Genomic DNA, 26858 nt, shown 5'->3' on the forward strand with positions numbered 1-26858 from the left:
GATGGGACTTTTGACCCGAGACTATGAGACCGTGCCGTGCGTGGTCGAAGTCAGCCACTGCTTCGACTCGCTCCATGCCCATGTGAAGTTTCTGAACGGCGCCACGATCAACCCCGGCGACGAGGTCCAGGTCAAGGGCCCGCCCGTGATGGCGCCCTATGGCGAGGTCGTGCGCGAAGAACGGATGGCACGTATCACCCGCGCTTCCAAGCTTGAACAGCTGTGGACACGTGCCACCGGCGATTTCGAGTTCATGGAACTGTGCGAATTCAGCTTCTCCGAGGAGGTGACGGTATGAAGGATCTCGCTCATTCCGCCGACGCCTCGACCGTAGAAGAGGCCATGGCCGCGCAGAACTATGAAAAGGCCATTGTAGACAGCGAAGGCGCGACCGCGCTGGCCATGCAGAACACCCTTCTGACGCCGCGGTTCTACACCACCGATTTCGACGAACTTGACGCGATCGACGTGTCTCCGGTCCGCGAAGACTGGGACAAGCTGATCGACCAGATGAAATCGGACCCGAACAAGGGCCATTTCAAGAAGAACGAGGACTGGGACCATATCGATTGGGACGGGATGGAGCCCAAACTGAAGGCCGAGTTCATCGACTTTCTGGTGTCGTCCTGTACCGCCGAGTTCTCGGGCTGTGTCCTTTACAAGGAAATGAAGCGCCGCGGCAACAACGAGGATATCGTCACGCTGTTTCAGTTGATGGCCCGTGACGAGGCGCGCCACGCAGGTTTCATCAACGATGCCCTGCGCGAGGCGGGGATCGCGGTGAACCTGGGCTTTCTGACCCAGAAGAAGAAGTACACGTACTTCCGGCCCAAGTTCATCTACTACGCCACCTACCTGTCGGAAAAGATCGGCTACGCCCGCTACATCACCATATACCGCCATCTCGAGGCGAACCCCGAACATCGGTTTCACCCGATCTTCAAGTGGTTCAAGGAATGGTGCAACGACGAGTTCAGCCATGGCGAAGCCTTTGCCCTGCTGATGAAGACCGACCCCAAACTGACCAGCGGTCTGAACGTCTTGTGGATCAAGTTCTTTCTGACGGCCGTCTACTCCACGATGTATGTGCGCGACCATCAGCGGCCTGCTTTCCATGCCGCGCTGGGGGTCGACCCCGACTGGTATGCACATGAGGTCTTTACCAAGACCTCCGAGATCTCGAAGCAGGTCTTCCCGATCACGCTCGATATCGAGCATCCGCGCTGGCAAAAGGGCCTTGAAGCGCTGCAAAGGGCCAATGCCGATCTCGCCCAAGCCAAGGAAACCGGCAATATCGTCAAGCGTGTGGGTGCAATGACCCGTGCGGCGGCGGCCTTTGTCAGCCTGTTCACCATCCCGGCCATCACCCACCGCGTGCCGGACTCTACCCGGCTGGAGCCTGCCTACTGATGCTGAGTTCGCCCTGGATCGCGGGCCTTGTCGCCCTGTTTCTCTGGTGGTTCTCCACCGGGGTGATCCTTCTCGCGGTCCGCCGGGCGGATCGCGAGGGCGCACATGCCCGCCTGTGGTGCGTTCTGATGAACCTGCCCTTCCTCGTCCTCGGGGCGGCCGGGTTTGTCGATACGCTCAACGACACCAGCGTCGCGGGGGCTTATGTGGCCTTTTTCGCGGCGCTGGCGCTTTGGGGGTGGGTCGAACTGGCGTTTCTGACCGGCGTCATCACCGGGCCTGTCCGCGTTCCGATGCAAGAGGGCCTGCCCGAGTGGGAGCGGTTCATTCGCGCCTGGGGCACCATCGCCTATCACGAAATGCTGCTTGCCGGGCTTTTCATCGGGATGATCGTGCTGTCTTACGGGGCCGAGAACCAGTTTGGCCTTTGGACCTTTGCGGTTTTGTTCTTCGCCCGGATCAGCGCCAAGCTGAATCTTTATCTTGGTGTGCGCAAAATCAATGTGGAGTTCATCCCCGAACCCCTGAACCATCTTCCCAGCCATTTCCGCACCGCGCGGATGAACTGGCTGTTCCCGATCTCGATCACGGGCCTGAGCTTTGCCGCGGCCTGTTGGCTGGAACGCATCTGGGCTTCGACGGGGCCGGCGGATACCGTCGGCTTCGCCCTGCTCGCGGCCCTGACCGTTCTGGCACTCCTTGAACACTGGTTCATGGTGCTGCCGCTGCCGGACGAGAAACTTTGGCGCTGGATGCTACCCGAGCGCCCAACACCAACCCAAGCCATACTGCAGAGCGAGGACGCCCAATGAGTTTTGACGTGCTTTTCCAGGCCCAGCTGGATGAACTGAAGGAAGAAGGCAACTATCGCATCTTCGCCGAGCTCGAGCGCCAATGCGGCACGTTTCCCAAGGTCGTGAACCACCATGACGACGGCAAGCGTGACGTTACGGTCTGGTGCTCGAACGACTATCTCGGCATGGGCCAGAACCCCAAGGTGGTGCAGGCCATGGTCGACGCGGTGCGCAGCTGCGGCACCGGCGCCGGCGGGACGCGCAACATCTCGGGCAATGCCTGGCACCACAAGCGTCTGGAAGAAGAGTTGGCCGACCTTCACAACAAGGAAGCCGCCCTGCTCTTCACCTCGGGCTATGTCTCGAACTGGGCCGCCTTGTCGACACTGGGCGCGCGCCTGCCCAACGCGGTGATCCTCTCGGACGAGTTGAACCATGCCTCGATGATCGAGGGCATCCGCCATTCCCGCGCGCAAAAGGTGATCTGGAAGCATAACGACCCCGAGGATCTGGATCGCAAGCTGGCCACTCTGCCGGCGAACGCCACCAAGATCGTGGCGTTCGAATCGGTCTACTCGATGGATGGCGATATCGCGCCCATCGCTGAAATCCTCGATGTCTGCGAAAAGCATGGCGCGATGTCCTATATCGACGAAGTGCACGCGGTCGGCATGTACGGGCCGCGCGGCGGTGGCGTGGCCGAACGCGAGGGTCTGATGGATCGCATCACCCTGATCGAGGGCACGCTTGGCAAGGCCTATGGCTGTGTCGGTGGTTACATCACCGGCAGCCACGCGCTGGTCGATTTCGTGCGAAGCTTTGCCAGCGGCTTCATCTTCACGACCGCCCTGCCGCCGGCCGTCGCCGCCGCAGCCACGACCTCGATCCGGCACCTCAAGGAAAGCTCGTACGAGCGTGACATGCAGAAACGGCAGGTTGCGCGCCTGCGGGCGCGGCTGGATGCCGAGGGGATTCCCCATGTGAACAACCCCAGCCACATCATTCCCGTGATGGTGAAAGACCCGGTCAAATGCCGCATGCTGTCCGATATCCTGATGGATCAGTTCGGCATCTACGTGCAGCCGATCAACTACCCGACCGTGCCCAAGGGAACCGAGCGCCTGCGCTTCACGCCCGGCCCGCTGCATACCGATGACGATATCGAGTATCTCGTGATGGCCCTGAAAACGCTCTGGAAGCAGTGCGCCATCTCGCATGCGGTCGCCTGACGCGGTCGGCAATCACGCAAACTTGACGAATAGGGGTGGACCCTGCGGGTCCTCCCCTAGTTATATGCGCTGGGACCGTTTCAGAAGGGAGACCTAAATGACCCGCAAGATTCTCCTCGCCGCAGCCGCGACCATGCTGGCGGCGCCGGTGGCTTTCGCACAAGATGCCGAACCCACGGGTGACGCACAGGCCGGCGAAGCCGCCTTTCGTCAGTGTATCGCCTGCCACGTCGTGGTGAATGACGAAGGTGAAACCCTGGCCGGACGCAACGCGCGCACCGGGCCGAACCTTTATGGTGTCGTCGGGCGTGCCGCCGGCGTTGTCGAAGATTTCCGCTACTCGGCCGGCCTGCAGGCGCTCGCCGAAAACGAGATCGTCTGGGAAGAAGAAAACTTCGTCGCCTACGTTCAGGATCCGACCGCCTATATCCGCGAGGCAACCGGCAACAACAGCCTGCGCGGCTCGATGTCGTTCCGCGTGCGCTCGGCCGATCAGGCGGCTGATCTCTACGCTTACCTGGCCTCGCTTCAGGCCGAGTGACAGGTCCGTACGTCTATGTCGAATGGGGCGGTCCCTATCGGGCCGCCCTTTTCCGTTCCACCGGTCAAACCGTTGCCGGACGCGCAAGGAACTGGTCGATCGCATCCGCGACAGCCTCGGGGGCCTCTTCCTGTGCGATATGGCCCACGTCGTTCAGGACCCGCAGCGTGGCGTTTGGCATCAGGCCTGCGGCCCGCTCGGCCACAGCCACTGAAACGGCCTGATCCTGGTCACCATGCAGAAACAGGGTCGGCACCTCGATGTCCCCCAAGGCACGGTTCAGATCGTTCAGGGACCATTGCGCCATCATCGCCATGGTGCCATCGACGTGGGCCTTACGCTTGATCAAGCGCTGGTAGACCGCTAGCGCCTCGTCGTCCAACTCGGTTCCGGTTGCACCGATCAGGCCCCGCACCTGCGATGGCGACCCGCTGCTCAGCAGAAATCCTGTCAGGGGGTTCAGCGCCATGACCCGCGCCATCATCGGAAACAGCCAGCCGGCCGGCCCGCGGAAGTTTTCCAGCGCACCGTTCACGACGACCACACGCTCGGGCGCCGCCACACCCTGCCGCGCCATTTCCAACGCGATGGCCCCGCCTGCAGAGTGCCCGACGATCATTCTTGGGTTTGCGCCCAGATCGGTCAGCAAGGCCCCCAGATCCCGCGCCACATCCGACAATCGGGACCGCCCCCGCGGGCTGCGGGTGAACCCGTGCCCCGGCAGGTCGGGAACGATCATATGGAACCGGTGGTCCAGGAACGGCACCAGCCGGTGCCAACTATGCGCCGAGGCGCCGGCACCATGCAGGAAAAGCACGTCTTCGCCGGTGCCGAAGGTTTGAATATGCCACCGATGCGGCGATACCGGCACGATCCGACTGGCCCCGCGGTGGGGCCAATCCTCGGGCGGGATCGGCGCCGTCATGCCGGGTCCAGCGCCGTCTCGACGGCGGCCGAGACCGCTTGCGCATCGGCTCGCGGCAGCGGCAGGTAGGGAACCCCCATTTCGCGCGCGAGCCCATCCAGCCCGCGCGTCGGCCTGAGGCCGGTGTCGATCACCAGCCCCGGCATGCCGCGCGACCGCAGCGCCCGCGCCATCAAGGTGGCATCTTCTGCGGCCTTGACGCGGTCGGCCGTGCCCGACAGATCGACATTGGCGCGCCCATCCGTCAGCAAGGCCACCGAAGGCGTCAGCCCCTTGCTGCGCGCAAGATCGGCCAGATCGAGGGCAGATTTCAGCCCTGAGGCCAGCGGTGTGCCGCCCCCGCCCGGCAGCTGGGCAAGACGACGCTTTGTCTGCACGAGCGATCGTGTGGGCGGCAACAGCACCTCGGCCCCATCGCCACGGAACGCCACCAACGCCACATGATCGCGGCGCGAATAGGCTTCGGCCAAAAGCAACTCGATCGCACCCTTGGTTTCGGCAAGGCGGGCCAACGCCGACGAGCCCGAGGCATCGACGACGAATATGATCGCCCGATCCGATTTTTCCTCGAACTGTCGGATCCGGATATCGGACATGCGGACATGAATACGGTCGTCTATCCCCGTGGCGCGCCGTCTGAGCGGTTGCCACGGGGCGGCTGCGCGCAAGGTCGAGACAAGGTCGACGCGGGCCTCGCCGCCCATGCGCCCGGCGCGCGACGGCATCGGGCGCCCGCGACGGTTTCCCTTTTTCGACGCGCCTGAGCCGCTGGCCCCCGGCGCGTTGCGCGCCGCACGTCCGGCCTCGAGCCGCGCCAAAAGGTCCGGCGGGAGCATGGCCTTGGCGGCTTCGAGCAGGATCTCGGTGGGCAGGGGCGGGGTGTCGTCTTCGTCGGACTCGTCCTCGGCGGTGTCATCCGGCGCTTCGGGTTCCGGCTGATCCTCGGGGGCCTCGGCCTCTTCCGGGGGGGCTTCGGGGAATTGGGTGGCCCTCGGGGCAAGGACCAACTCGATCGCCGTGATGAGATCGGGTTCGTCCACCTCGGTTTCGCCCGAAAGCGCCGCCGAGGCGCGCGCCACCGCAAGCGCCTGCAACGGGGCCCGCAACGACAAGACACCAAGGCGCATGGCCACCTCGGCCAGCTCGGACACTGCCGTGTCCGGCACGGTCACCTTTGGCAAGAGACGCCGTGCCTCGACCAAGGCGTCAGTGTCGATGGCAAGGTCCGGGGCATCCGACAGACGCTGGTCGCCGAGGTCAAGATGAATGGCCAGACGGTCGGCCAGGGCGGGCGCGAGGGTTTCGTCGGGGCTGGCGCCTTCGTCCAGCGCGACAAGCGACAAGCCACGATCGGCATCCAGGGCGCCGGCCAGACGCGCCGCAAGGCCGGGCTTGGCCCTTTCGGCCATCGGCAACACCAGCATTCCCGGCGTTTCCAGCAAGCCGCGCGTCCTGGTCAATGTGCCGCTGTCCAGCGTTGCCGCCAGGTCGACCCCGCCGAAAAGGGCATCGTCCCCGATATTGGGGTGCAGGCGCCGCACCTGGTGGCCGCGCAAGGCAAGGTCCAGACCGGCAAGAAAACGGTCGCGCACGGGCCCGACCCGCGCACGCAACCAGATCCCCCCCATGGCCGAGGGGCAGAGCGCGAAACAGGCCAGCGCCAGATTGGCCCTCTGCCAGCGCTCTTCGCCGGTGCTCACGCCAAAACCTCCTCCACGGTGCGGGTGACCCGCGTCGTGGTGCCGGCCTCGTCCAGCGGGTCGCGCCGCAGACGGTGGCGCAGGGCGCTGGGCGCAACGCGCCGCACATGGTCGCGCGTCACGGCCGGATCGCCCTCGAACGCGGCCAGGGCGCGCGCGGCGCGCAGAAGGGTCAACTCGCCCCGCAGCCCGTCCGAGCCGAGCGCGATACACAGCTCGGCACAATCGCGCAGGATACTGTCATCGGCATCGACGCGGGCCAGCGCATCGCGTGCGGTCACGATCTGGGCGCGCAGGGCCATGTCGGCATCGTGCCATTCGGCGAGGAAGCCGGTCTGATCGCGGTCATAGGCGTCGCGTCGGCGGATCACGTCGATCCGGGTGTCGATGTCCTTGGGGCTTTCGACCTCGACCGACAGGCCGAAACGGTCCAGCAATTGGGGGCGCAGTTCACCCTCTTCGGGGTTGCCCGATCCGACAAGCACAAAGCGCGCGGCATGGCGGATGGACAGGCCCTCGCGTTCGACCACGTTCTGGCCCGATTGCGCCACGTCCAGCAGCAGGTCGACAAGGTGATCCTCAAGCAGGTTGACCTCGTCGATATAAAGATACCCGCGGTTCGCCTTGGCCAGCAGGCCGGGTTCGAACGCCTTTTCGCCGTGGGTCAGGGCCTTTTCGATATCGAGGGCGCCAACCACGCGGTCCTCGGTGGCGCCAAGGGGCAGGTCCACCACGGGCGTGGGCTTTTCGACGATGGAATGGTCATGCACCTGCGCCCAGTCCGGCACGTCGGCCTCGGTGACCGAGTTGACCGGGCACCCGGCGACGGCCTTGATCGGCGGCAGCAGGGCGGCCAGGCCGCGCACGGCGGTGGATTTGCCGGTGCCACGGTCACCGAAAACGAGCACACCGCCGATACCGGGGTCGATGGCTGTGAGGATCATGGCCAGTTTCATATCGTCCTGGCCAACGATGGCGGAAAACGGGAAGGGGCCCGTCGTCGCGGGTTCGGTCATTCTGCGGCTACCTCTATTGGGTTTGGCGTTGCGGTCTGCGGCACTTCGGTCAGGTTGGGGGTCTGTCCCTCCCATTCGCCTTCTACGGCGTCGACGCGAAACCGCGCGTAAAGCTCTTCCTTGAACCATTGGCCGTCGCGGACGGCCTTGATGGCCCGTGCATGTGGCCCGTCATGGCGGGCGAATTCGGCCATGGTGCGCTTGTTGGGCCAGATCGAGAAGGTGACCTGCTGAACCCAAGGCACTTCGCCGATGCCAATCTTGAACATGACGTTCGGATCCTTGCCGACCACGTCGGAAATATTGGGCACCTGTCCCCAGAACTTCAGCGCCACCTTGGGCTTTACCGTGGCGCGGGTCAACGCGGCGATCGGTTCCCCGACTTCGATATCCTGCGGCTCGAAGGGCTCGACCCCCGCCCATTTTCCGCGTGCGCTGGCCGGCGTCAGAAAGATGGTCAGCGCCTCGTCGGCTACCTCGCGGTAGCGCCGGAAAACGCGTTGGCCATGCATCGCGCGGCGGGCGGCATCGTGGTCGGGCCAGGTGGCCAGAATCGCGTAGACAGCGGTGTTCGGGATCGGCGTGAACCCTTCGCCCGAGCCCGAACCGCACAGTTTGAACGTCTGCAGGTCCGGCACCGCCCTGAGGGCGAATCGGGCGCTCGCCATTTGCCCAAAGGCCCACAGACGCGAAGGGATGGAGTTGAAACGAAAGAAACTGAGGGTCACGGATTGCATGGTCAAACTCCTACGTGTCAACTTATCTTGACACATTTGTCGCGGCAATTGAAGCGGGTTTCCCGGACCCAAGCCTTGGCAAAAGCGCGCAGTATCACGTATTGTCAATCTGACTGGACAGTATGAGGCAAAGGCCATGAGCGACCATTCCCTTCCCTCCGAACCGTCACGCGCCATCGTCATAGGCGCGGGTCTGGGCGGGTTGTCAGCCGCAATGCGCCTTGGCGCAAAGGGGTATGAGGTGACGGTGATCGACCGCCTCGACCGGCCCGGCGGACGGGGGTCGTCGATTACCCAGAACGGGCATCGTTTCGACCTTGGGCCGACCATCGTGACGGTGCCGCAGGTCTTCCGCCAGCTTTGGCAGGAATGCGGGCGCGATTTCGACAAGGATGTCGACCTGCGCCCCGTCGATCCATATTACGAGATCCGCTGGGATGACGGCAGCCATTTTGCCGTGCGTCAGGACGAAGACGCCATGATCGAAGAGGTGCGCCGCCTCTCTCCCGATGACGTGCCGGGCTACAAGAGGTTCCTCAAGGACAGCGAAGCGCGATACCAATTCGGCTTCGAAGGGATGGGCCGGCGCCCCATGAACAAGCTGATGGACCTGATCAAGGAGCTGCCCGGTTTCGTCCGGCTGCGCGCCGATCGGTCGGTCTTTGGTCATGCCGCGGCCCGCGTCCGTGACCCGCGCCTGCGCATGGCGTTGAGTTTTCATCCGCTGTTCATTGGCGGCGATCCGGTCAACGTCACCTCGATGTACATTCTGGTCAGCCACCTCGAAAAGGAATTCGGGGTGCATTACGCCATGGGCGGCGTGCAGGCGATGGCCGATGCCATGGTCGGCGTGATCAAGGACCAGGGCGGCCAGATCCTTCAAGGGGCCGAGGTGGACGAGATCACGACCCAAGGTGAACGTGCCACCGGCGTCATTCTCAAGGACGGGCGCAGTATGACCGCCGATATCGTGGTGTCGAATGCCGATCCGGGCACGACCTATGACAAGCTGTTGCGAAAACGGACCAAGTGGCGCTGGACACCGGAAAAGCTGAACAAGGCGCGGTGGTCGATGGGCCTGTTCGTCTGGTATTTCGGCACCAAGGGCACGCGCGACATGTGGCCCGATATCGGGCACCACACCATCCTCAACAGCCCGCGCTACCGGGCCCTGCTGCACGACATCTTCATCAAGCAGAAGCTGGCCGATGACATGTCGGTCTACCTGCACCGTCCGACGGTGACCGACCCCAGCGCCGCCCCCGAAGGCGACGACACCTTTTACCTGCTGTCGCCGGTGCCGAACCTGCATGGTCCCAATGCCGTCAACTGGCAGGAGATGCAGGAAAGCTATCGCCAGAAGGTCGCCCGTGTCCTCGATCAAAAACTGATCCCGGGATTCGAAGAACGCCTTTCGGCCAGCGAGATCTTCACGCCGGAAACCTTCGGAACGCGCTATCTTGCGCCACATGGGTCGGGGTTCAGCCTGGAACCTCGGATTTTCCAGTCGGCCTGGTTCCGCCCGCACAATATCTCGGAAGAGTTGGAAAACCTTTTCCTTGTGGGCGCGGGCACGCATCCCGGCGCCGGTATTCCATCGGTGGTCACCTCGTCCGAGGTATTGACGCAGCTTGTGCCGGATGCCCCGAAGCCGATCAGCACCCCGGTCAAGGTCGCGGCCGAATGATCGATCCGGCCGACCTCGACCACTGCCGAGAGGCGATCCGCGAAGGGTCCTATTCCTTTCACGCCGCCTCGAAACTGTTGCCCGAAAGGGTGCGGGACCCTGCCTTGGCGCTTTATGCGTTCTGCCGATTGGCCGATGATGAGGTCGATTTCGGCGTGCACAAGCCCGCTGCCGTGCTCGACCTGCGCGACCGGTTGGACCTCGCCTATGCCGGAACGCCCCGCAATGCCCCCGCCGACCGGGCCTTTGCGGCCATCATCGAGGAATTCGACATGCCGCGCGCCTTGCCCGAAGCGCTGCTGGAGGGGCTGGCCTGGGACGGGATCGAACGCCGTTACGCCACCCTGTCGGATCTGCGCAGCTATTCCGCACGGGTGGCCTCGGCCGTGGGCGCGATGATGTGCGTGTTGATGCGCGTGCGCGACGAACATGCCTTGGCCCGTGCCTGCGACCTGGGCGTGGCGATGCAACTGACGAATATCGCCCGCGACGTGGGCGAGGATGCCCGCGCCCGTCGCCTGTATCTGCCGACCGACTGGTTGAAAGATGCCGGCATGGATGAAGAGCAGTTCTTTGACGACCCGCGGCCAACGCCCGAGGTGCGACGGATGGTGAAGCGTCTGTTGGCCGAGGCGAACCGCCTATACATGCGCTCGGAGCCTGGAGTCGGTCGCCTGCCTCTGACGTCGCGGCCCGGAATCTTCGCCGCGCGGCATTGTTACGATGCGATCGGGCGGAAACTGGCACGGCGCGGTTACGATTCGGTGTCGCAGCGCGTCTGCACGACCGGTCGCCACAAACTGGGTCTGCTTGGGTTGTCACTTGTCAGGGCTGCCTGGGTCTCCATCACGCCCGAAAGCGCCGTGATTTATGCAAAACCTCTGCCCGAGGTCGCGTTTCTGGTCGACGCTGCGGCGCATCCCGACGCGCGCCAACCTGTCCGTGGCGAGCAAGTTCTGAATGTGTTCCGACAACTCGAGGCCCGCGACCGCGCAGAGCAGATGGGCAGCCCGATCCAAGCCACGGCTTGACCCGCCCTCCGGGCTGTTTTTTGTGATGCGACTGGATTAACCTGCCAAGGCGACTTACGTGTAGAACATGGATTGGTCAGTTTTCATCTTGTTCCTCGCGGCCTGTTGCGCCGCGGCCGCGACGGGATCGATGTTTCCGCCGGGACGGTGGTATCGCGATCTTTCGAAACCCGACTGGACGCCGCCAAATTGGCTGTTTCCGATTGCATGGACGTTCCTCTACCTCGCCTCGGCTTATGCCGCCACGCGCGTCGCCGTGCTTGAGGGGAATGCGCATGCCATGGGGTTCTGGGCGATGCAGATTGCGCTCAACACCCTGTGGACACCTGTGTTCTTTGGGCTGCGCCGCCTCAAGGCTGGCGCGGTCGTGATCGCCATGTTGTGGGCGGCCGTGGTCGGAACCATGGTCAGCTTCTTCATGCTGGACCCGATCGCCGGCCTGTTGCTGGCCCCCTATGCGGTCTGGGTCAGCTATGCAGCGGCCCTGAACCTTTCCATTGTGTTCCGCAATCCGAATGTGGTGCCTGCGGCCTGACGCCGGACCGGCGATTTGATCCGCAAGCGGCCGGGATCACCCGCAATGAACAAAAGGGCGCCCGCTTGGGCGCCCTTTGTTTTTTGTCGTGGTGATGCGTATCAGGCCAGCGTGCGCTCGACTTCTTCGCGCTCGAAAATCTCGATCACGTCGCCTTGGCGAATGTCATCGTAATTTTCGAAGGCCATGCCGCATTCCTGGCCGGATTGGACCTCTTTGACCTCGTCCTTGAAGCGCTTGAGCGTCTTCAGAGTGCCCTCGTGGATCACCACATCGTCGCGGAGCAGGCGCACACCGGCCGAGCGGCGCGCGACACCTTCGGTAACGAGACAGCCGGCGACATTGCCAACGCCAGAGACGCGGAAGGTTTCCTTGATCTGGGCATAGCCGATGAAGTTCTCGCGAATCTCGGCCCCCAACAGGCCGGACGCAGCTGCCTTCACATCGTCAACAAGGTCGTAGATCACCGAGTAATACCGGATCTCGACGCCCTTCTGGTTGGCGGCGTTCCGGGCCGGTGCATTGGCACGGACGTTGAAACCGATGACCGGCGTGCCCGATGCCTCGGCCAGACCGATATCGCTTTCGGTGATGGCGCCCACGCCGTAGTGGATGACGCGCACCCGCACTTCGTCGTTGCCGATCTTTTCCAACGCCTGAACGATCGCCTCGGCCGAGCCCTGAACATCGGCCTTCACCACGATGGGCAGTTCGGCGACGTTTTCGTCGGCCTTGGCCTTGGCCAGCAGCTGATCCAGCGTGGTTGCGGCACCGGCAGCGGCGCGTTTGTCCTTGGCGGCCTGTTCGCGGTACTCCGCGATTTCACGGGCCTGAGCCTCGGTTTCAACGACGTTCAGAACGTCACCGGCCTCGGGCGTGCCATTCAGGCCAAGGACCTCGACCGGCACGGATGGGCCAGCGTCCGTCACGCGGTCGCCCTTGTCGTTCATCAAGGCGCGGACCTTGCCCCACTGTTCGCCGACGACAAACACATCGCCCTGGCGCAGCGTGCCTTTCTGAACCAGCACGGTTGCCACGGGGCCGCGGCCCACGTCCAGCTGTGCTTCGATCACGGCGCCCTCTGCGGGACGGTCCGGGTTGGCCTTGAGTTCAAGGATCTCGGCCTGAAGCGCAATGGCTTCCAGCAACTCAGGCAGGCCTTGCCCGGTCTTTGCCGACACTTCGACATCCTGCACGTCGCCTGACAGCGCCTCGACGATCACCTCGTGTTGCAGCAGGTCGGTGCGCACCTTCTGAATATCGGCCGCCGGCTTGTCGACCTTATTGATCGCCACGATCATCGGCACGTTGGCGGCCTTGGCGTGATTGATGGCCTCGACCGTCTGCGGCATGACCTGGTCATCGGCGGCAACCACGAGCACGACGATATCCGTCACCTGTGCCCCGCGGGCCCGCATCGACGTGAACGCGGCGTGGCCCGGCGTATCGAGGAACGTCAGAACCGCGCCCGATTCGGTCGTTACCTGATAGGCGCCGATATGCTGGGTGATGCCCCCGGCCTCGCCAGACACTACATTGGCCTGACGGATCTTGTCGAGAAGCGAGGTCTTACCGTGATCGACATGGCCCATGATCGTGATGACCGGCGGGCGTGGCTGAAGATCTTCGGTTTTGTCCTCGACCTGGTCGATCACGTCTTCGACGTCGGCATCGGACACGCGAACGATCTTGTGGCCGAATTCTTCGACGATCAGTTCCGCGGTGTCGGCATCGATCGACTGATTCTGCGTGACCATCATGCCCATTTGCATGAGCGACTTGACCACATCGGCGGCCCGTTCAGCCATGCGGTTGGCCAATTCCGATACCACGATCGTCTCGGGCACCTGAACGTCGCGCACGACCTTTTCGCGCGACTCGGTCCCACCCATCGCCTTTTGGCGGGCGCGTTCCTGTTTGCGCTTCATGGCGGCGAGGCTGCGCTGACGCCCGCCTTCACCGCCGGCCAGGGCCTGATTGACGGTCAGCTTGCCCGAGCGGCGGCCACCGCGGTCGCCACCCTTGCCACGACCGCCGCGATCGTCGTCTTCCTTGCGGCGCGCGGGCTGCGGGGCAGGTTTGTTGGCACCGCCGCGCGGTTGCTTGTCGGCCTGAGGGGCGGCTGCCGGCGCGGGCGCGGCAGGCTCTGCCGGCGCGCTCTTGCGCGACTCGGCCTCTTCACGCCGCCGCTTCTCTTCTTCTTCCTTGGCGCGCAGGGCTTCCTCGCGCTCGCGCTCTTCGCGCTCCTTGGCCTCGGCCTCAGCGCGGCGACGGGCGCGTTCCTCTTCGCGTTCCTTTTCTTCGCGCTTGCGACGCTCTTCTTCCTCGGCTTCGCGGGCCTTGGCGGCCTGCAGCGCCTTCAGACGGCGCTCGAGTTCGGCGTCGTTGACGGTCTTGCGGCCCTTGTTTCCCTCGGCATTCTGCGCTGCAGCGCTCTGCTGGCCCGGCTTGGGCACAACAACACGCTTGCGCTTGGTCTCGACGACCACGCTTTTCGTGCGCCCCCGCGAGAAGCTCTGGTTCACGCGGCCCGAGCGCGCACCGCCCGAAAGGCCAAGGGGTTTTTTTCCGTCCTGATCGCTCATGCGTTCCGTTCGTCCTTCTCGGCGGTCACTCCGCCGTCTGCCTTGCGCAGTCCCTGTAGTTTCGCGGCACCCTCTACTACACGAGGGGCCAGACCACCAGCGGCAAGCGCGCCATGTATCACACTTTGGCGTCCGAATGCCAAACCCAATTCCCGGGCGGTCAGGACGCTGAAGTACCGGGCGCCGGTCGGCGTCCAGAGTTTGCTTTTTCCACGCTCAGACCCGTCGCTGGCCTGAAGCAGGACGGCGACCTTTTTCGTGGCCAGCCAGTCCTTGACCTTTTCGAACCCGGCGACGGCATCGCCCGCCTTTCGGCTGAGGGCGATCAGGTCGGTCAGGCGGCGGGCCAGCCCGGCCTCGATGCCGTCGATCAACCCGTCGGGTACGCGGACCTGTTGCCGTGCTGCGCGTGCAAACAGGTTCTTCGACACCGCCTTTTCCAAGGCGGCGCGATCGGCGCTGACCCAGATGCCGCGCCCCGGCAGCTTTTCCAGCAGGTCGGGGGCAACCTGTCCATCGGGCCCCACGACAAAGCGGATCAAGCCGGCCTTCGGCGCCGTTTCCCCGGTGACGATACAGCGCCGTTCCGGGCCGTCCGTGTCCTTTTTTCGGCCACCGCGAGACATGCGCGCGACCCCCGGACCGGGCCGTTAGGCCCCGGCCTCCTCGGTATCCGCGGCGGCCTCGGCCGCTTCGGCGGCGGCTTTTTCCTCGAGTTCCTCGATGGTGACCCAGCCCAGTTGCAGGCGGGCCGTCATGACCATGTTCTGAGCTTCCTCTAGGCTGACCTCGAAGGGTTCCAGCAGGCCCTCGTCCTTGACACGTTCGCCGTTGACCGTGGTCCAGCCTCCGGCCAGCTCCCAGTCGGCGCAAGTTGCGAAGTCTTCCAGCGTCTTCACGCCGTCTTCGCCAAGCGCCACCAGCATCTGGGGGGTCAGGCCATCGAATTCAACCAGCTTGTCCTCGACGCCCAGTTCGCGAGCCTTTTCCAGCGCCTTGCGGTTCTGTTCCTCGAGGTAATCGCGGGCGCGGGCCTGCAATTCCTCGGCGGTGGCCTCGTCGACGCCGTCGATGACCAACAGCTCGTCAACCTCGACATAGGCGACTTCCTCGAGCGAGGTGAACCCTTCGGCGACCAGAAGCTGCGCAAAGAATTCGTCGAGGTCCAGCGTGTCCATGAACAGTTTGGTACGCTCTTCGAATTCGGCCTGACGGCGCTTGGATTCCTCTTCCTCGGTGAGGATGTCGATATCCAATCCGGTCAACTGGCTGGCAAGGCGCACGTTCTGGCCGCGGCGACCGATGGCCAGCGACAGCTGCTCGTCGGGCACGACGACTTCGATGCGCTCGGCCTCTTCGTCGAGCACGACCTTGGTCACCTCGGCCGGTTGCAACGCATTCACGAGGAAGGTCGGCATATCCTCGGACCAGGGGATGATGTCGATCTTTTCGCCCTGAAGTTCGTTGACGACGGCCTGTACACGGCTGCCGCGCATCCCGACGCAGGCGCCGACCGGGTCGATGCTGTTGTCGTAAGAGATCACGGCGATCTTGGCGCGCGAACCGGGGTCGCGGGCGACGGCGCGGATCTCGATGATGCCATCGTAGATCTCGGGCACTTCCATCTTGAACAGCTCGGCCATGAATTCGGTCGCGGTGCGCGACAGGAAGACCTGCGGGCCGCGGGCCTCGCGGCGCACATCCTTGATGTAGCAGCGGATGCGGTCGCCGTTGCGATACGCCTCGCGGCCGATCTTTTCATTGCGGCGCAGGATGCCCTCGCCACGGCCGATATCGACGATGACGTTGCCATATTCCTCGCGCTTGACGGTGCCGTTGATGATCGTGCCGGCGCGATCCTTGAATTCCTCGTATTGGCGGTCGCGCTCGGCCTCGCGGACCTTTTGCAGAATGACCTGTTTCGCCGATTGCGCGGCGATCCGGCCCATGTCGACCGGCGGAACCTCGTCGACGATGACGTCGCCGACCTTGGGGTCGTCCAGGTAGGGGCGGGCCTGTTCGACCGTCAATTCCGCCTTTTCATTCTCGACCTCGTCATCCTCGACCACGGTGCGCACGCGGGTGAAGGTGGCCTTGCCCGTCTTGCGGTCGATCGAGACACGGATATCCAGTTCGGCCCCGTAGCGCGACTTGGCGGCGCGGGCGAGGCTTTCTTCCATGGCCTCGATCACGAGACCCGGGTCGATCATCTTTTCGCGCGCGACGGCCTCGGCCGTCTGCAACAGTTCCAACTGGTTTGCCGATGTGATGGCCATGGGTCTCAGTCCTCCGCCTTGGAAGCCCCTTCGGCGGGCTCTTCCACGATCTCGTCAAATTGGGTTTCGTCGATGATGCCGGCGGCCTTGCGGCTTTTGAGCATCTCCTTGATCAGGTCATCGGTCAGCACAAGTTTGGCATCCGACAGCCAGTCATAATGCAGCCCGATCGTGACCGGCTCGGCATCCTTGCCGTCGCCGTCGATATTGATGAGCACCTCGTCACCTTCGGTTCCGGCCAGCACGCCCTTGAAGCGGCGGCGGCCGTCGATCATGTCGGTCGTCTCGATCTTGGCCTCGTAGCCCTCGAACGCGTCAAAGTCCTTGAGCCGCGTCAGGGGACGGTCGATGCCCGGTGACGACACCTCGAGCGCGTAGGCGTCTTCCAGAGGGTCCTCGACATCCAGAACGGCGGAAATCGCGTTCGAAATCTCGGCGCATTCATCCACCTCGATCCCGCCCTCGGGCCGTTCGACCATGATCTGCAGCGTCTTGGTCTTGCCGCCGAGCAGACGAATGCGCACCACCTCGAACCCCATCCCCTCGATCACGGGCGTGAGGATTCGGCCATGCGGCGGTCGATCGCGGTTTTGGCAATCAGGTCGGTCATACCGTCCCTTGTCAGATTTCGAACACAAAAAAACGGGCGCGCGGCCCGTTGCTCTTTCCCGGTGGTGCTTTCCGATCGTAACCAGACCGCGCCGCTGATGTGGGCGATATAGGCGCAATCTCGGCGGGGCGCAAGGCCCATGAGATCGCGCCCATGGTTGGCGGGTCAGCCGCAGTAGATACGGCGGATCATGCCGCTTTCATCATATTGGAAATTGATGCGGTGGGGCAGGTAGTCCATCGTCACCGGCTGGCTGTTCGAAAAGATCCGCACCGGCCCGTCGAATGTCAGGGCCTCGGCCTCCTCATGGGGTTGACCGAGCAGATGCGCATATTGCGCGGCCCCGCATGTATCGGCGGCGGTGTCGCCACCACGTGCCGGATCGCCATTGGCAAAGGCGATGGTCGGCAACAGCGACGCCATCAGGATCGGCAACAGACGCATATCTCTTCCTTTCCGTTGATTCAAAAAACAGATTGGCACAAGCTTTCGTCAAAACAACCCTTGGGGAGGGACAAGACCATGCGCACACGTGCCGCCGTCGCAGTCGAAGCGGGCAAACCGCTGGAAATCATGGACGTCAATCTCGAGGGGCCCAAGACGGGCGAGGTGCTGGTCGAAATCAAGGCCACGGGCCTGTGCCACACCGATGATTTCACCCTGTCCGGTGCCGACCCCGAGGGGCTTTTCCCGGCGATCCTAGGCCATGAGGGGGCGGGCGTCGTGCTGGAGGTGGGCGAAGGCGTGACCAGCGTGGCGCCGGGCGATCATGTCATCCCCCTCTACACGCCCGAGTGCCGCGAATGCGAATACTGCCTGAACCCCAAGACCAACCTGTGCCAGGCGATCCGTTCCACCCAGGGTCAGGGCCTGATGCCGGACGGAACCAGCCGGTTCTCGATGCTCGATGGCACGCCGATCCTGCATTACATGGGCTGTTCGACCTTCGCGAACCACACGGTCCTGCCCGAGATTGCCGTGGCCAAGATCAACCCGGACGCGCCGTTCGACAAGGTGTGCTATATCGGCTGCGGCGTGACCACCGGGATCGGCGCGGTGATCAACACCGCCAAGGTCGAGATCGGCAGCCGCGCCATTGTCTTCGGGCTGGGCGGGATCGGGTTGAACGTGATCCAGGGTCTGCGCATGGCGGGGGCCGACCAGATCGTCGGTGTGGACATCAACGACGGCAAAAGCCAGATGGCGCGGCATTTCGGAATGACCGATTTCGTCAATCCGACCGATGTGCAGGGCGATCTGGTCGCGCATCTGGTCGAACTGACCAATGGCGGGGCCGATTACACCTTTGATGCCACCGGCAATGTGCAGGTGATGCGCGCGGCGCTGGAATCGGCGCACAAGGGCTGGGGTGAGTCGATCATCATCGGCGTGGCGCCGGCCGGCGCCGAGATCAGCACGCGCCCTTTCCAGTTGGTGACCGGACGCAGCTGGCGCGGAACGGCCTTTGGCGGGGCGCGCGGGCGCACCGACGTGCCGAAAATCGTCGATTGGTACATGGAGGGAAAGATCGAGATCGATCCGATGATCACCCACACCATGCCGCTGGAGGATATCAACAAGGGATTTGACCTGATGCATTCCGGAGAGTCGATTCGCTCCGTTGTGGTCTATTGACCTTTCCATTTCCCGGTTCGGCCATGCGCCGTGCCACAACAGGAGGATTTCGACATGAAAGCGAAACACGGCCTTGCACTTGGCCTGATGGCCCTCGGGCTGGCCGGCCCTGTCCACGCCGAAGGGTGGACCGTCACTGATTTCTCGTCTCTGCCTGATCGGGCGACGTGCATGAATTACGCCGAGACAACCGTGAATACCTATCGCAGCCGGTTCGGATCGGACGGGTTTACCGGACGCTCCGACTGGACGCTGGGGGGGGTACGATCTGCGCGGCGAGGTGATCGACGCCCTGTTCATTTGCGCCGATGAGTCCGGCCTCGTGGCGCCGTTCCTTGTCGTCTACAACGTCGATGACGACTCGAATGCACGCGAGATGATCGCGGATCGCCTGGGCGATATCTGGGACGAGGTCGTGGCCGGAAATGGTATTCCGGGCGGTATGGGCGGCGGCACCATCGGCGGCGGCGGCAGCAAGTAGCCCCTTGCCCGACGACACCCTGACAATCCGATGCGCGCCCTCGGACCTGTCCGAGGGCGACAAGGCCGCACTGGCAGACCTGCTGCTGCCCGTGTTCCGCGCCGGCGACACCTATACCGTCGATCCTGACATCGATGCGACCGGCGCGGTTGCGGTCTGGACCGCGCCCGGCAAAACCGTGTTTCTGGCAGAGGATGCACAGGCGCGGGTCCTGGGCACTTACTACATTCGCAGAAACCAGGATGGGGGCGGCGCGCATGTCTGCAACTGCGGCTATGTCACGTCACCTGCCGCGCAGGGCAAGGGCATTGCGCGGGCGATGCTGCATCATTCGATCGAGACGGCGCGCGCCATGGGCTATCGCGCCATGCAATACAATTTCGTGGTTTCGACGAACACACGGGCCATCGAGACCTGGGAAAAAGCCGGGTTTCAAACCGTCGGGCGATTGCCGCAGGCCTTTCATCACCCGACGGCGGGGTATGTGGATGCCCTCGTCATGATGAAGGACCTGAGGGCCGAGGCCGGATGAGCGGCGCATGGGGTGGCTGGACCTTGGCCCCGGCACATGCGACCCATGGGCGTGAGGAGGCCAGACATGCCCAATGATACGCCGCTGCTTGCGGTCCTGATCGATGCCGACAACACCAGCCATAAACACGCCAAGGCGATCTTTGACGAGATTGCCGGGTTCGGCGAGGCCAGCGTCCGGCGCATTTACGGGGATTTCAGCTCGACCCACATGAAGGGCTGGTCGAACGTGCAGGCCGAGTTCGGGATCGTGCCGCACCACCAGCCCGCCAATACCGTGGGCAAGAACGCCAGCGACATCGCGTTGGTGATCGATGCAATGGATCTGATGCATTCCGGGCGCTTCGACGGGTTTGTCCTGGTCAGTTCGGACAGCGACTTTACCCGCCTGGCCAGCCGTATCCGCGAACAGGGGCTCGACGTGTACGGGATCGGCCAGAAGAAGACGCCCGAGGCGTTTCGCAAGACCTGCAAGCGGTTCATCTTCGTGGAAAACATCATCGGCTCGGACGAGGCCGGATCGCAGACTCAGGACAAGCCATCTGGCGACAAGCGCCCCATCGCCGAGGCGCGCGACCTGATCTATCGCGCGATGGAGGGGATCGGACAGGAGGATGACTGGTATTCCCTGGGCCAGTTGGGCCAGTACATGACCAGCGCCAATCCCGATTTCGACACCCGGACCTATGGAAAGCGCAAGTTGAGCGACCTTGTCCAGACGATCAGGACGCTCGAGGTCAAACGCGGTCAGGGCAACCAATTGCTGGTGCGCCGGATCGACTAATCCGGCATTTCGCCAAAGGCACCACCGGGGGTGCCCGGCGCCATCCGGATCAGGCGCGAATCCGCGACCGCGGCCTGACGATGGCGCACGGCCTTGCGATAGTCTGGATCGCGCAGCATCGAGACAAAGGCGTCGACGCTGGGGTATTCCGCGCTAAAGGCGAGATCCCAAAGGTCTTCTTCTGGGCCGATCAGCACAAGTTCCGGCCGCCCGGCTCAGACCTGGCGACCGCCGAGGCGCCGAAAGATCGGCGCACTTTCGAGGGCATAGGCGCGGTAGGCATCGGCCCCGGAACACGCGGTGCCGTCGTCTTACATGGCCTTCGGGTGAAATTTCAGCAGGTTCAGCATGTGAACCGGCCCGTCGCGCCGCATTTCACGGAACGCGGCAAAGCTATCGCGCGTCGGGTCGATATGGCCGTCCACGCTCAGGCCCTCCGATACCGGGCCAGAAAGGTCTCGCAGGCCTCGTTCGTGATCCGCTCGATATCGGCGTCATGCACTTCGGTTTGAATGCCGAAAACCTTCTTCAACATCAGGTCCGTGCGGCAAAGCTGTGCCAGTTGGTCGGCCGCCAGGTTGCTGTCCTCGATATCCAGCATGGCCTGTGCGGCGGGGCTTTCCAGAAACTGCGCGATCTTTCGGTTCCAGCGATGTGGGCCGCTTTCGTAGAAGGCGTGGCCAAGTTCGGGAAAGCGCTGGGCCTCGGCCACGCAGACGCGAAAGATATCCTGCCCGACATCCGAAAGGACAAAGCTGACCAGTGTCCGGCAGATCAGGCGCAGCGCGTCGGGCACCGGCATATCCGATCCGGCAATCACGAATTCGATTTCTGATTGCTGGTCGCACTCAGCTTGCAGCACGGCGATGAACAGGTGCTGCTTGTCGGGAAAGTAACTGTAGAGCGTCGCCTTGGATACGCCGGCATCGCGGGCGATTTCATCGACGCTTGCGCCCTCGAACCCCTCGCGCATGAACACCGCGCGGGCGCCTTCGAGCACCTGATCGAATTTTCGGCCCTTCTTGACCTGCCCTTCGACGTCCATTCCTGCGCGCTGCCCCCGCTCGGCCTTGTGCCGTTCCCCGGGCAAAGCGTAAACCAAGCGGTTCAGTTCAGGCAAGGCGGACGCAGTGATCGCGGCTCAGTCCTTGGGGGACGGTCGGGTCAACTCATCCAGTGGAACCGCGCCGCAGGTCACGGCCGACGATGCGGCTGATCCGTCAACCTGCGTGCATGGGGGCATGGGTGCCGGCAGGTCATGATCCAGTTGGGTTGCCGTGGCCTGCGTCGGCGCGGTGTTGGTGTCGGGCTGAAACAGGGGGCCGAAGAAATCGGGATCTGGCAGGATCGTTTGCGCCGGGGCCGAGACGGCGGCGAAACCGACAAGGATCGCAAATGCCAAAGTGGTGGGTTTGAACGGAAACATCGGCTTCTCCTTTCAAAATGAACCGAACGGTTCAGTACGCATCCGCAGAAATAAACCGAACGGTTCAGTTTGAAAACTGTCAGCCTGTCGCATCTCTGGACAGGGCGCGCGGCGTGGCGTAGCCCGGACGCATGGTCGAGATCTTTCTCAAGACATTGCCGTTCTTTGCGCTGATCGCATTGGGGTTTCAGGCCTGTCGTACCGGGTTCTTCACGGCCGAGGCCGCCGCCTACCTGACCAAATTCGTGTTCTACTTTGCGTTGTCGGCCATGCTGTTCCGCTTTGCCGCGAACCTGTCGCTGGCCGAGATTTTCGACTGGTGGTTCGTGGCGGCGTATCTTTGGGGATGTTTCGTCGTTTACCTACTGGCCACGGCGGTCGCGATGCTGCACCGCAGGCCAGTGGCCGAGGCCGCGGTCGAGGCACAATGCGCGGTGATCGGCAATACGGGCTTTCTCGGGGTGCCCATGCTGGTTGTGCTGTTGGGCGAGGCGGCGGCGGGCCCTGTCCTGATGGTTCTGACGCTGGATCTGGTTGTCTTCTCCAGCCTGATCGTGATCCTCGTCACCGGAAGTCGCGAAGGCCGCGTGCGTCTGTCGACCCTGAAAACGGTTGGTCTGGGCCTGCTGAAAAACCCGATGATCGTGTCGATCGTCCTTGGCCTTGCCTGGTCGTCGACGGGATGGGACGTGCCCGGCCCGATCAACGAGTTCCTTGCCATCCTGGGGGCAGCGGCCACACCGGGCGCCTTGTTCGCGATCGGGGCCTCCTTGGCGGGTAAATCGGCGGAACGCATGTCGGTGGCGGGGTGGCTGAGCTTTTGCAAGCTGGTGCTGCACCCGGCGGCGGTTGCCCTCGCGGCGCTGGTGCTGTTCCCGGTCGACATCTTCGACGCGGCCGTGATGATCGCGGCGGCGTCCCTGCCCGTTGCGGGCAATGTATATATCCTGGCGCAGCATTACGGTGTCGCGCCGCAGCGGGTTTCGACGGCGATCCTGGTGTCGACGGCCATTTCGATCCTGACCGTCTCGGTCATCATCGGCTGGGTGTCGCAAATGGCAGGCATCACCCTGGGCGGTTGAGCCGGGGCGCGGCGCGCGCTAGGCCTTGGCGCAGGCAACCCATGGAAGGAATGCGCCTGATGGAAACGGTTTCGGAAAATCGCTGTTTCGGTGGCACGCAAGGGGTCTATCGCCGGCCGTCGGACGCCACGGGCACCGACATGACCTTTGGCCTTTTTCTGCCGGCCGAGGCGCAGGACGGCCCGGTGCCGGTGTTGTGGTTCCTGTCCGGCCTGACCTGCACCCATGAAAACGCCATGACCAAGGCCGGCGCGCAGATGTGGGCGGCGGAACAGGGCATCGCGTTGGTCTTTCCCGACACCTCGCCACGGGGTGCGGGGGTGCCCGATGATGACGCCTACGACCTCGGGCAAGGCGCGGGGTTCTACGTCAACGCCACGCAAGACCCCTGGGCCGAGCATTTCCAGATGTGGGACTACATCACCGAGGAATTGCCCCGTGTCCTGTTCGAGCGTTTCGCGCTGGACGAGGCGCGGCAGGGCATCACCGGGCATTCCATGGGCGGGCATGGCGCACTGACCATCGCGATGAGCTTTCCGGACCGATTTGCCAGCGTCTCGGCCTTTGCCCCGATCTGCAATCCGATGGAGAGCGATTGGGGCCGCAAGCAGTTCACCGCCTACCTTGGAGAGAACACGGCCTTGTGGGAGGCCCATGACGCCACTGTGCTGATGCGCCAGCGGGGCTTTCCCGGCCCGGTTCTGATCGATACCGGCACGGCGGACCAGTTCGGCGACCTGCTCGGGACCGAGGCATTGGCCGAGGCCATGGCCACACGCAGGCAACACGCGACGTTGCGGCTGCAACCGGGGTACGATCACAGCTACTATTTCATCTCGACCTTCATCGAAGACCATGTCGCGTTTCATGCCGAGGCGCTTTATGGGGTCACGCAATGACCCCCGACGCGGTGATCTTCGATATCGGGAACGTCCTGATCGAATGGGCACCAGAACGCTATTACGACCGTGTTTATGGCGTCGACCGACGAAAGGCCCTGTTCGCCGAGGTCGATCTGGACGGAATGAACACAAGTGTCGATCTGGGCGCGCCGTTTCGCGACCTGGTCTATGAAACGGCCGAGGCGCATCCGACCTGGCGGGCCGAGATCCGCGACTGGCACGACAACTGGATCGAGCTTGCCAAGCCTGCGATCGAGCACTCGGTCACGCTGATGCGCCGCCTGCGCAGCAAGGGCGTTGCGGTGCATTGCCTGACGAATTTCGGGGTCGAAAGCTATGCCTATGCCCAGACACAGTACGATTTTCTCAACGAGTTCGACGTCGAGTTCGTCTCAGGCCGGCTAAAAGTGATCAAACCCGACCCGCGGATCTATGAAATCGTTGAGGAGGACCTGGGCGTCGCACCCGACGCGATCCTGTTTACCGATGACCGAGAGGACAACGTCGCCACCGCCCGGGCGCGCGGCTGGCAGGCACATCATTTCGATGGCCCATCGGGCTGGGCCGCGCGGCTGGTCGCTGCGGGACTGTTGACCGAGGAGGAGGCAAAGCCATGAGCATTGCGATGATCGGACCCGAGGCCGAAGAGAAACTCGACTGGATCGCCCTGACCAAGGCGATAGAGGCCGGGCATGTGCGACCCAGGGCCGAAATCGGCGATACGTTTCTTTACCGTGGCAATGACACGATGCTCAGCCGCGCGGCCTGGATCGACGGGTTGGGCAGTCTCGTCAAAACGGCGACGATCTTTCCCGGCAACCCGGCGCGCGGCAAACCGATGGTGAACGGGGGCGTGGCCCTTTACGATGACGAAACTGGTCAGCTGTCGGCCATCGTGGATTTTCACCTTGTGACCAAGTGGAAGACGGCGGGCGACAGCCTGCTGGCGGCGCGCAAGCTGGCGCGGCCGGATAGCGAAACGATCCTGATCGTCGGTGCGGGCACGGTGGGCCGATCCCTGCGCGAAGCCTATGGCGCCCTGTTTCCAAAAGCCTCGTTCATTGTCTGGAACCGTTCGCCCGAACCCGCGGCGCAACTGGCCGACCACTATGGGCATACCACCCCGATGACGGACCTCGCCGCTGCCGTGGCCGAAGCGGATATCATCACCTGCGCCACCATGGCCGACCGCCCCCTGATCGCAGGCGATTGGTTGAAACCGGGTCAGCATCTGGACCTGATCGGGGCTTATCGCCCGGACATGCGCGAGGCCGACGACAGGGCGCTGACGCGGTCGCGCATCTTTCTCGATAGTCGCGACACCGTTCTGGGTCATATCGGCGAGTTGAAGATCCCGTTGGAGGCCGGCGTGATCGCGGAATCGGACGTGGTGGCCGATTACTACGATTTTCCGGGCGGGGCCTTTGCACGGCGGTCCGCCGAAGACATCACCTTGTTCAAGAATGGCGGTGGCGCGCATCTGGACCTGATGGTGGCCCGTTACATCCTCGACGTGGTGCAGACCACCTGAGGGGTTTCACCTGCTTGCGCAGGCGACCCGTGCGAGGGGGTTTTACCCCCTCGCGCTCCCCCAGCATATTGGAAGGATAAAGATGCAGATCAGGCGGCGACGGTGGCGGCCGCTCGCTCCTTGAGCGGGGTTTCCCTGATCGGCAGGTGGACGATGGCACTGAGCGCGCCGACGGCGACGCCGACCCACCAGACGGCCGTGTAGTCGCCATAAAGATCGTACATCCAACCGCCCAGCCATACGCCGAGAAACCCGCCAAGCTGATGGCTGAAGAAAACGATCCCGTAAAGCGTACCCATGTAGCGCAGCCCGTAGATATAGGCGACAAGGCCCGAGGTCAGCGGCACGGTGGCCAGCCACAAGGCCCCCATGACGATGGAAAACACGATGACGGTGGCCGGCGTGATCGGCAGGAGAATGAAGATGCCCGCCGCGAACGTCCGCCCCACATAGATCAGCGTCAGGAGGTATTTGCGTGGAAAGCGGTTGCCCAGCCAGCCCGCGGTGATCGTGCCGACGATGTTTGCCAGACCGATCAAGGCAATCGCCAGCGCGCCGAGGCCCGATGTGGTGGTCACGCCCATCCCCGCCAGGATGCCGGTCGGATCGATTGGTCCGCATAGTTCGGTCACGAAGGCAGGAAAATGGGCGGTGATGAACGCGAGTTGATAACCGCAGGAAAAGAAGCCGACGAAGATCAACGTGAAGGACGGGTCCCGAAATGCCTTGCCCAGGATGTCGCCCATGCTCTCCTCGAGGTCGGCTTTCGAGGCGGTCTGGGGCGCGCGCAAGAGCGGCAGCGCCAGCAGGGACGCCAGGACCATGCCGGCAAAGATCAGAAAGACGGTCTGCCAGGGAAACAGGGTCAGCAGCCCTTCGGCCAGCGGCGCACCAACGATCTGGCCTGCGGACCCGGCGGCCGTGGCAATGCCAAGGGCGACCGAGCGATGTTCATCCGAGGCGGCGCGGCCCACGACGGCGAGGATCACGCCAAAGCCGGTGCCGGCGATGCCAAAGCCGACGAGGATTTCGAGCAATTGATGTTGCCCGGGCGTGACGGCCATGGACGAAAGCACAAGGCCCAGGGCATAGGTCAGCGCGCCGAGGATGATCGCGCGGCGATCACCGAAGCGTTCCGCGATCGCGCCGAAGATCGGTTGCCCGATGCCCCAGGCCAGGTTCTGGATTGCGATGGCGAGGCTGAATTCGGCCCTGAGCCAACCGAACTCGTCGGCGATGGGAATCTGGAAAACGCCGAAACTGGCCCGGATGGCAAAGCTGACCAGAATGATGATCGAGCCGCCGATCAGCACGGGTGTGACAAGCCGGGATTGGGTCATTGTTGCTGTCCTTGTTCGCGGTGCGCAGGATTGCGGCTGCCGGCACTCGGGTCAATGCGCAAACGGTGTT

Annotated in this window: 28 protein-coding genes and 1 pseudogene; 16 read left to right on the forward strand and 13 right to left on the reverse strand. The window is 63.6% G+C overall.

Features of this window, described 5'->3' with window-relative positions; genetic code table 11:
• Position 1 precedes the first annotated feature (1 nt).
• The 5 genes from ROSELON_RS05200 (at position 2) to ROSELON_RS05220 (ending at position 3974) form a co-directional block, all read left to right on the forward strand.
• Positions 2–298, forward strand: a complete 297-nt coding sequence (locus ROSELON_RS05200; RefSeq protein WP_025311371.1) for a hypothetical protein — start codon at positions 2–4, stop codon at positions 296–298.
• Positions 295–1410, forward strand: coding sequence for a magnesium-protoporphyrin IX monomethyl ester (oxidative) cyclase (acsF, locus tag ROSELON_RS05205; protein ID WP_025311372.1), 1116 nt, complete (start codon positions 295–297; stop codon positions 1408–1410). Before ROSELON_RS05200 ends, acsF begins: the two co-directional genes overlap by 4 nt.
• Positions 1410–2222, forward strand: coding sequence for a putative photosynthetic complex assembly protein PuhE (gene puhE / locus ROSELON_RS05210; protein WP_025311373.1), 813 nt, complete (start codon positions 1410–1412; stop codon positions 2220–2222). The genes acsF and puhE overlap by 1 nt, the downstream gene beginning before the upstream one ends.
• Complete coding sequence (gene hemA, locus ROSELON_RS05215; RefSeq protein WP_025311374.1) at positions 2219–3433, forward strand: 5-aminolevulinate synthase; 1215 nt, start codon at positions 2219–2221, stop codon at positions 3431–3433. The genes puhE and hemA overlap by 4 nt, the downstream gene beginning before the upstream one ends.
• A 97-nt stretch (positions 3434–3530) precedes the next feature.
• The gene (locus tag ROSELON_RS05220; RefSeq protein WP_025311375.1) at positions 3531–3974 is read left to right on the forward strand and encodes a c-type cytochrome; all 444 of its coding nucleotides are present in this window, start codon (positions 3531–3533) and stop codon (positions 3972–3974) included.
• 64 nt (positions 3975–4038) lie between these two features.
• Here the strand turns inward: ROSELON_RS05220 and bchO are convergent, their stop codons facing one another.
• The 4 genes from bchO to crtA are packed head-to-tail and all read right to left on the reverse strand — an operon-like array spanning position 4039 to position 8352.
• A complete protein-coding gene (bchO, locus tag ROSELON_RS05225; protein WP_025311376.1) occupies positions 4039–4899 on the reverse strand; it encodes an alpha/beta fold hydrolase BchO in 861 nt (286 codons plus the stop codon).
• On the reverse strand, positions 4896–6599 hold the full coding sequence (locus tag ROSELON_RS05230; RefSeq protein ID WP_025311377.1) for a magnesium chelatase subunit D: 1704 nt from the start codon (positions 6597–6599) through the stop codon (positions 4896–4898). The genes bchO and ROSELON_RS05230 overlap by 4 nt, the downstream gene beginning before the upstream one ends.
• Complete coding sequence (gene bchI / locus ROSELON_RS05235) at positions 6596–7615, reverse strand: magnesium chelatase ATPase subunit I (protein WP_025311378.1); 1020 nt, start codon at positions 7613–7615, stop codon at positions 6596–6598. Before bchI ends, ROSELON_RS05230 begins: the two co-directional genes overlap by 4 nt.
• On the reverse strand, positions 7612–8352 hold the full coding sequence (gene crtA / locus ROSELON_RS05240) for a spheroidene monooxygenase (protein WP_025311379.1): 741 nt from the start codon (positions 8350–8352) through the stop codon (positions 7612–7614). The genes bchI and crtA overlap by 4 nt, the downstream gene beginning before the upstream one ends.
• A 136-nt stretch (positions 8353–8488) precedes the next feature.
• Here crtA and ROSELON_RS05245 point away from each other — a divergent pair, with 136 nt between their 5' ends.
• The 3 genes from ROSELON_RS05245 (at position 8489) to tspO (ending at position 11605) form a co-directional block, all read left to right on the forward strand.
• The gene (locus ROSELON_RS05245) at positions 8489–10039 is read left to right on the forward strand and encodes a phytoene desaturase (RefSeq protein ID WP_025311380.1); all 1551 of its coding nucleotides are present in this window, start codon (positions 8489–8491) and stop codon (positions 10037–10039) included.
• On the forward strand, positions 10036–11070 hold the full coding sequence (gene crtB / locus ROSELON_RS05250; RefSeq protein ID WP_025311381.1) for a 15-cis-phytoene synthase: 1035 nt from the start codon (positions 10036–10038) through the stop codon (positions 11068–11070). Before ROSELON_RS05245 ends, crtB begins: the two co-directional genes overlap by 4 nt.
• 67 nt (positions 11071–11137) lie before the next feature.
• Entirely contained in the window at positions 11138–11605 is a 468-nt protein-coding gene (tspO, locus tag ROSELON_RS05255; protein WP_025311382.1) for a tryptophan-rich sensory protein TspO, read from the forward strand.
• Positions 11606–11706: 101 nt separating this feature from the next.
• Here the strand turns inward: tspO and infB are convergent, their stop codons facing one another.
• The 5 genes and pseudogenes from infB to ROSELON_RS05280 all read right to left on the reverse strand — a co-directional run bounded on the left by infB (position 11707) and on the right by ROSELON_RS05280 (position 17520).
• On the reverse strand, positions 11707–14190 hold the full coding sequence (infB, locus tag ROSELON_RS05260; protein ID WP_025311383.1) for a translation initiation factor IF-2: 2484 nt from the start codon (positions 14188–14190) through the stop codon (positions 11707–11709).
• A complete protein-coding gene (locus ROSELON_RS05265; RefSeq protein ID WP_025311384.1) occupies positions 14187–14816 on the reverse strand; it encodes an RNA-binding protein in 630 nt (209 codons plus the stop codon). The genes infB and ROSELON_RS05265 overlap by 4 nt, the downstream gene beginning before the upstream one ends.
• 24 nt (positions 14817–14840) lie before the next feature.
• Positions 14841–16466 carry a transcription termination factor NusA gene (gene nusA / locus ROSELON_RS05270; protein ID WP_025311385.1) on the reverse strand — a complete coding sequence of 542 codons (1626 nt, stop codon included), beginning with the start codon at positions 16464–16466 and terminating at the stop codon, positions 14841–14843.
• 5 nt (positions 16467–16471) lie between these two features.
• A pseudogene (gene rimP, locus ROSELON_RS05275) lies at positions 16472–17076 on the reverse strand (ribosome maturation factor RimP).
• A 165-nt stretch (positions 17077–17241) separates the two neighbouring features.
• Positions 17242–17520, reverse strand: coding sequence for an I78 family peptidase inhibitor (locus ROSELON_RS05280; protein WP_025311386.1), 279 nt, complete (start codon positions 17518–17520; stop codon positions 17242–17244).
• A 78-nt stretch (positions 17521–17598) separates the two neighbouring features.
• On the opposite strand from ROSELON_RS05280, the gene ROSELON_RS05285 reads away from it, so the two are divergent.
• The 4 genes from ROSELON_RS05285 (at position 17599) to ROSELON_RS05300 (ending at position 20507) form a co-directional block, all read left to right on the forward strand.
• Positions 17599–18711, forward strand: a complete 1113-nt coding sequence (locus tag ROSELON_RS05285) for an S-(hydroxymethyl)glutathione dehydrogenase/class III alcohol dehydrogenase (RefSeq protein ID WP_025311387.1) — start codon at positions 17599–17601, stop codon at positions 18709–18711.
• Positions 18712–18991: 280 nt separating this feature from the next.
• Entirely contained in the window at positions 18992–19192 is a 201-nt protein-coding gene (locus ROSELON_RS05290; protein ID WP_025311388.1) for a hypothetical protein, read from the forward strand.
• 4 nt (positions 19193–19196) lie between these two features.
• Positions 19197–19724, forward strand: coding sequence for a GNAT family N-acetyltransferase (locus ROSELON_RS05295; protein ID WP_245605417.1), 528 nt, complete (start codon positions 19197–19199; stop codon positions 19722–19724).
• Between the two features lie 66 nt (positions 19725–19790).
• Positions 19791–20507: an NYN domain-containing protein gene (locus ROSELON_RS05300; RefSeq protein ID WP_025311390.1), complete on the forward strand. Its 717-nt coding sequence runs from the start codon at positions 19791–19793 to the stop codon at positions 20505–20507.
• Here the strand turns inward: ROSELON_RS05300 and ROSELON_RS18635 are convergent.
• The 3 genes from ROSELON_RS18635 to ROSELON_RS05315 form a co-directional block, all read right to left on the reverse strand.
• Positions 20504–20704 carry a DUF1330 domain-containing protein gene (locus ROSELON_RS18635; RefSeq protein ID WP_245605418.1) on the reverse strand — a complete coding sequence of 67 codons (201 nt, stop codon included), beginning with the start codon at positions 20702–20704 and terminating at the stop codon, positions 20504–20506. The genes ROSELON_RS05300 and ROSELON_RS18635 overlap by 4 nt on opposite strands.
• Positions 20705–20934: 230 nt before the next feature.
• Positions 20935–21552 (reverse strand): TetR/AcrR family transcriptional regulator, encoded by a 618-nt coding sequence (locus tag ROSELON_RS05310; RefSeq protein ID WP_025311391.1) that lies wholly within the window; start codon positions 21550–21552, stop codon positions 20935–20937.
• A 96-nt stretch (positions 21553–21648) separates the two neighbouring features.
• Positions 21649–21933 (reverse strand): hypothetical protein, encoded by a 285-nt coding sequence (locus ROSELON_RS05315; RefSeq protein ID WP_025311392.1) that lies wholly within the window; start codon positions 21931–21933, stop codon positions 21649–21651.
• 131 nt (positions 21934–22064) lie between these two features.
• Here ROSELON_RS05315 and ROSELON_RS05320 point away from each other — a divergent pair, with 131 nt between their 5' ends.
• From ROSELON_RS05320 to ROSELON_RS05335, 4 genes are read left to right on the forward strand one after another with little or no spacing between them, the layout of a single operon-like run.
• A complete protein-coding gene (locus tag ROSELON_RS05320; RefSeq protein WP_025311393.1) occupies positions 22065–23015 on the forward strand; it encodes an AEC family transporter in 951 nt (316 codons plus the stop codon).
• A gap of 59 nt (positions 23016–23074) precedes the next feature.
• Positions 23075–23914, forward strand: a complete 840-nt coding sequence (fghA, locus tag ROSELON_RS05325) for an S-formylglutathione hydrolase (RefSeq protein ID WP_025311394.1) — start codon at positions 23075–23077, stop codon at positions 23912–23914.
• Positions 23911–24534 carry an HAD family hydrolase gene (locus ROSELON_RS05330; RefSeq protein WP_025311395.1) on the forward strand — a complete coding sequence of 208 codons (624 nt, stop codon included), beginning with the start codon at positions 23911–23913 and terminating at the stop codon, positions 24532–24534. Before fghA ends, ROSELON_RS05330 begins: the two co-directional genes overlap by 4 nt.
• Positions 24531–25448 carry an ornithine cyclodeaminase family protein gene (locus tag ROSELON_RS05335; protein ID WP_025311396.1) on the forward strand — a complete coding sequence of 306 codons (918 nt, stop codon included), beginning with the start codon at positions 24531–24533 and terminating at the stop codon, positions 25446–25448. Before ROSELON_RS05330 ends, ROSELON_RS05335 begins: the two co-directional genes overlap by 4 nt.
• A gap of 89 nt (positions 25449–25537) precedes the next feature.
• Here the strand turns inward: ROSELON_RS05335 and ROSELON_RS05340 are convergent, their stop codons facing one another.
• On the reverse strand, positions 25538–26788 hold the full coding sequence (locus ROSELON_RS05340) for an MFS transporter (protein ID WP_025311397.1): 1251 nt from the start codon (positions 26786–26788) through the stop codon (positions 25538–25540).
• Between the last annotated feature and the right edge of the window lie 70 nt (positions 26789–26858).

Origin of the sequence: Roseibacterium elongatum DSM 19469 (assembly GCF_000590925.1) — a bacterium.
GTDB classification, from domain to species: Bacteria; Pseudomonadota; Alphaproteobacteria; order Rhodobacterales; family Rhodobacteraceae; genus Roseibacterium; species Roseibacterium elongatum.

Bases quoted from the DNA above. Each gene is read 5' to 3' on its own strand.
- ROSELON_RS05245 (WP_025311380.1), top strand. From the start codon at position 8,489: ATGAGCGACCATTCCCTTCCCTCCGAACCGTCACGCGCCATCGTCATA.
- ROSELON_RS05310 (WP_025311391.1), bottom strand. From the start codon at position 21,552: ATGGACGTCGAAGGGCAGGTCAAGAAGGGCCGAAAATTCGATCAGGTG.
- tspO (WP_025311382.1), top strand. From the start codon at position 11,138: ATGGATTGGTCAGTTTTCATCTTGTTCCTCGCGGCCTGTTGCGCCGCG.
- ROSELON_RS05315 (WP_025311392.1), bottom strand. From the start codon at position 21,933: ATGTTTCCGTTCAAACCCACCACTTTGGCATTTGCGATCCTTGTCGGT.
- bchO (WP_025311376.1), bottom strand. From the start codon at position 4,899: ATGACGGCGCCGATCCCGCCCGAGGATTGGCCCCACCGCGGGGCCAGT.
- ROSELON_RS05335 (WP_025311396.1), top strand. From the start codon at position 24,531: ATGAGCATTGCGATGATCGGACCCGAGGCCGAAGAGAAACTCGACTGG.
- ROSELON_RS05220 (WP_025311375.1), top strand. From the start codon at position 3,531: ATGACCCGCAAGATTCTCCTCGCCGCAGCCGCGACCATGCTGGCGGCG.
- acsF (WP_025311372.1), top strand. From the start codon at position 295: ATGAAGGATCTCGCTCATTCCGCCGACGCCTCGACCGTAGAAGAGGCC.
- ROSELON_RS05200 (WP_025311371.1), top strand. From the start codon at position 2: ATGGGACTTTTGACCCGAGACTATGAGACCGTGCCGTGCGTGGTCGAA.
- nusA (WP_025311385.1), bottom strand. From the start codon at position 16,466: ATGGCCATCACATCGGCAAACCAGTTGGAACTGTTGCAGACGGCCGAG.
- ROSELON_RS05265 (WP_025311384.1), bottom strand. From the start codon at position 14,816: ATGTCTCGCGGTGGCCGAAAAAAGGACACGGACGGCCCGGAACGGCGC.
- ROSELON_RS05340 (WP_025311397.1), bottom strand. From the start codon at position 26,788: ATGACCCAATCCCGGCTTGTCACACCCGTGCTGATCGGCGGCTCGATC.
- crtA (WP_025311379.1), bottom strand. From the start codon at position 8,352: ATGCAATCCGTGACCCTCAGTTTCTTTCGTTTCAACTCCATCCCTTCG.
- ROSELON_RS05300 (WP_025311390.1), top strand. From the start codon at position 19,791: ATGCCCAATGATACGCCGCTGCTTGCGGTCCTGATCGATGCCGACAAC.
- ROSELON_RS05280 (WP_025311386.1), bottom strand. From the start codon at position 17,520: ATGCGTCTGTTGCCGATCCTGATGGCGTCGCTGTTGCCGACCATCGCC.
- infB (WP_025311383.1), bottom strand. From the start codon at position 14,190: ATGAGCGATCAGGACGGAAAAAAACCCCTTGGCCTTTCGGGCGGTGCG.
- bchI (WP_025311378.1), bottom strand. From the start codon at position 7,615: ATGACCGAACCCGCGACGACGGGCCCCTTCCCGTTTTCCGCCATCGTT.
- ROSELON_RS05330 (WP_025311395.1), top strand. From the start codon at position 23,911: ATGACCCCCGACGCGGTGATCTTCGATATCGGGAACGTCCTGATCGAA.
- ROSELON_RS05285 (WP_025311387.1), top strand. From the start codon at position 17,599: ATGCGCACACGTGCCGCCGTCGCAGTCGAAGCGGGCAAACCGCTGGAA.
- crtB (WP_025311381.1), top strand. From the start codon at position 10,036: ATGATCGATCCGGCCGACCTCGACCACTGCCGAGAGGCGATCCGCGAA.
- fghA (WP_025311394.1), top strand. From the start codon at position 23,075: ATGGAAACGGTTTCGGAAAATCGCTGTTTCGGTGGCACGCAAGGGGTC.
- hemA (WP_025311374.1), top strand. From the start codon at position 2,219: ATGAGTTTTGACGTGCTTTTCCAGGCCCAGCTGGATGAACTGAAGGAA.
- ROSELON_RS05320 (WP_025311393.1), top strand. From the start codon at position 22,065: ATGGTCGAGATCTTTCTCAAGACATTGCCGTTCTTTGCGCTGATCGCA.
- puhE (WP_025311373.1), top strand. From the start codon at position 1,410: ATGCTGAGTTCGCCCTGGATCGCGGGCCTTGTCGCCCTGTTTCTCTGG.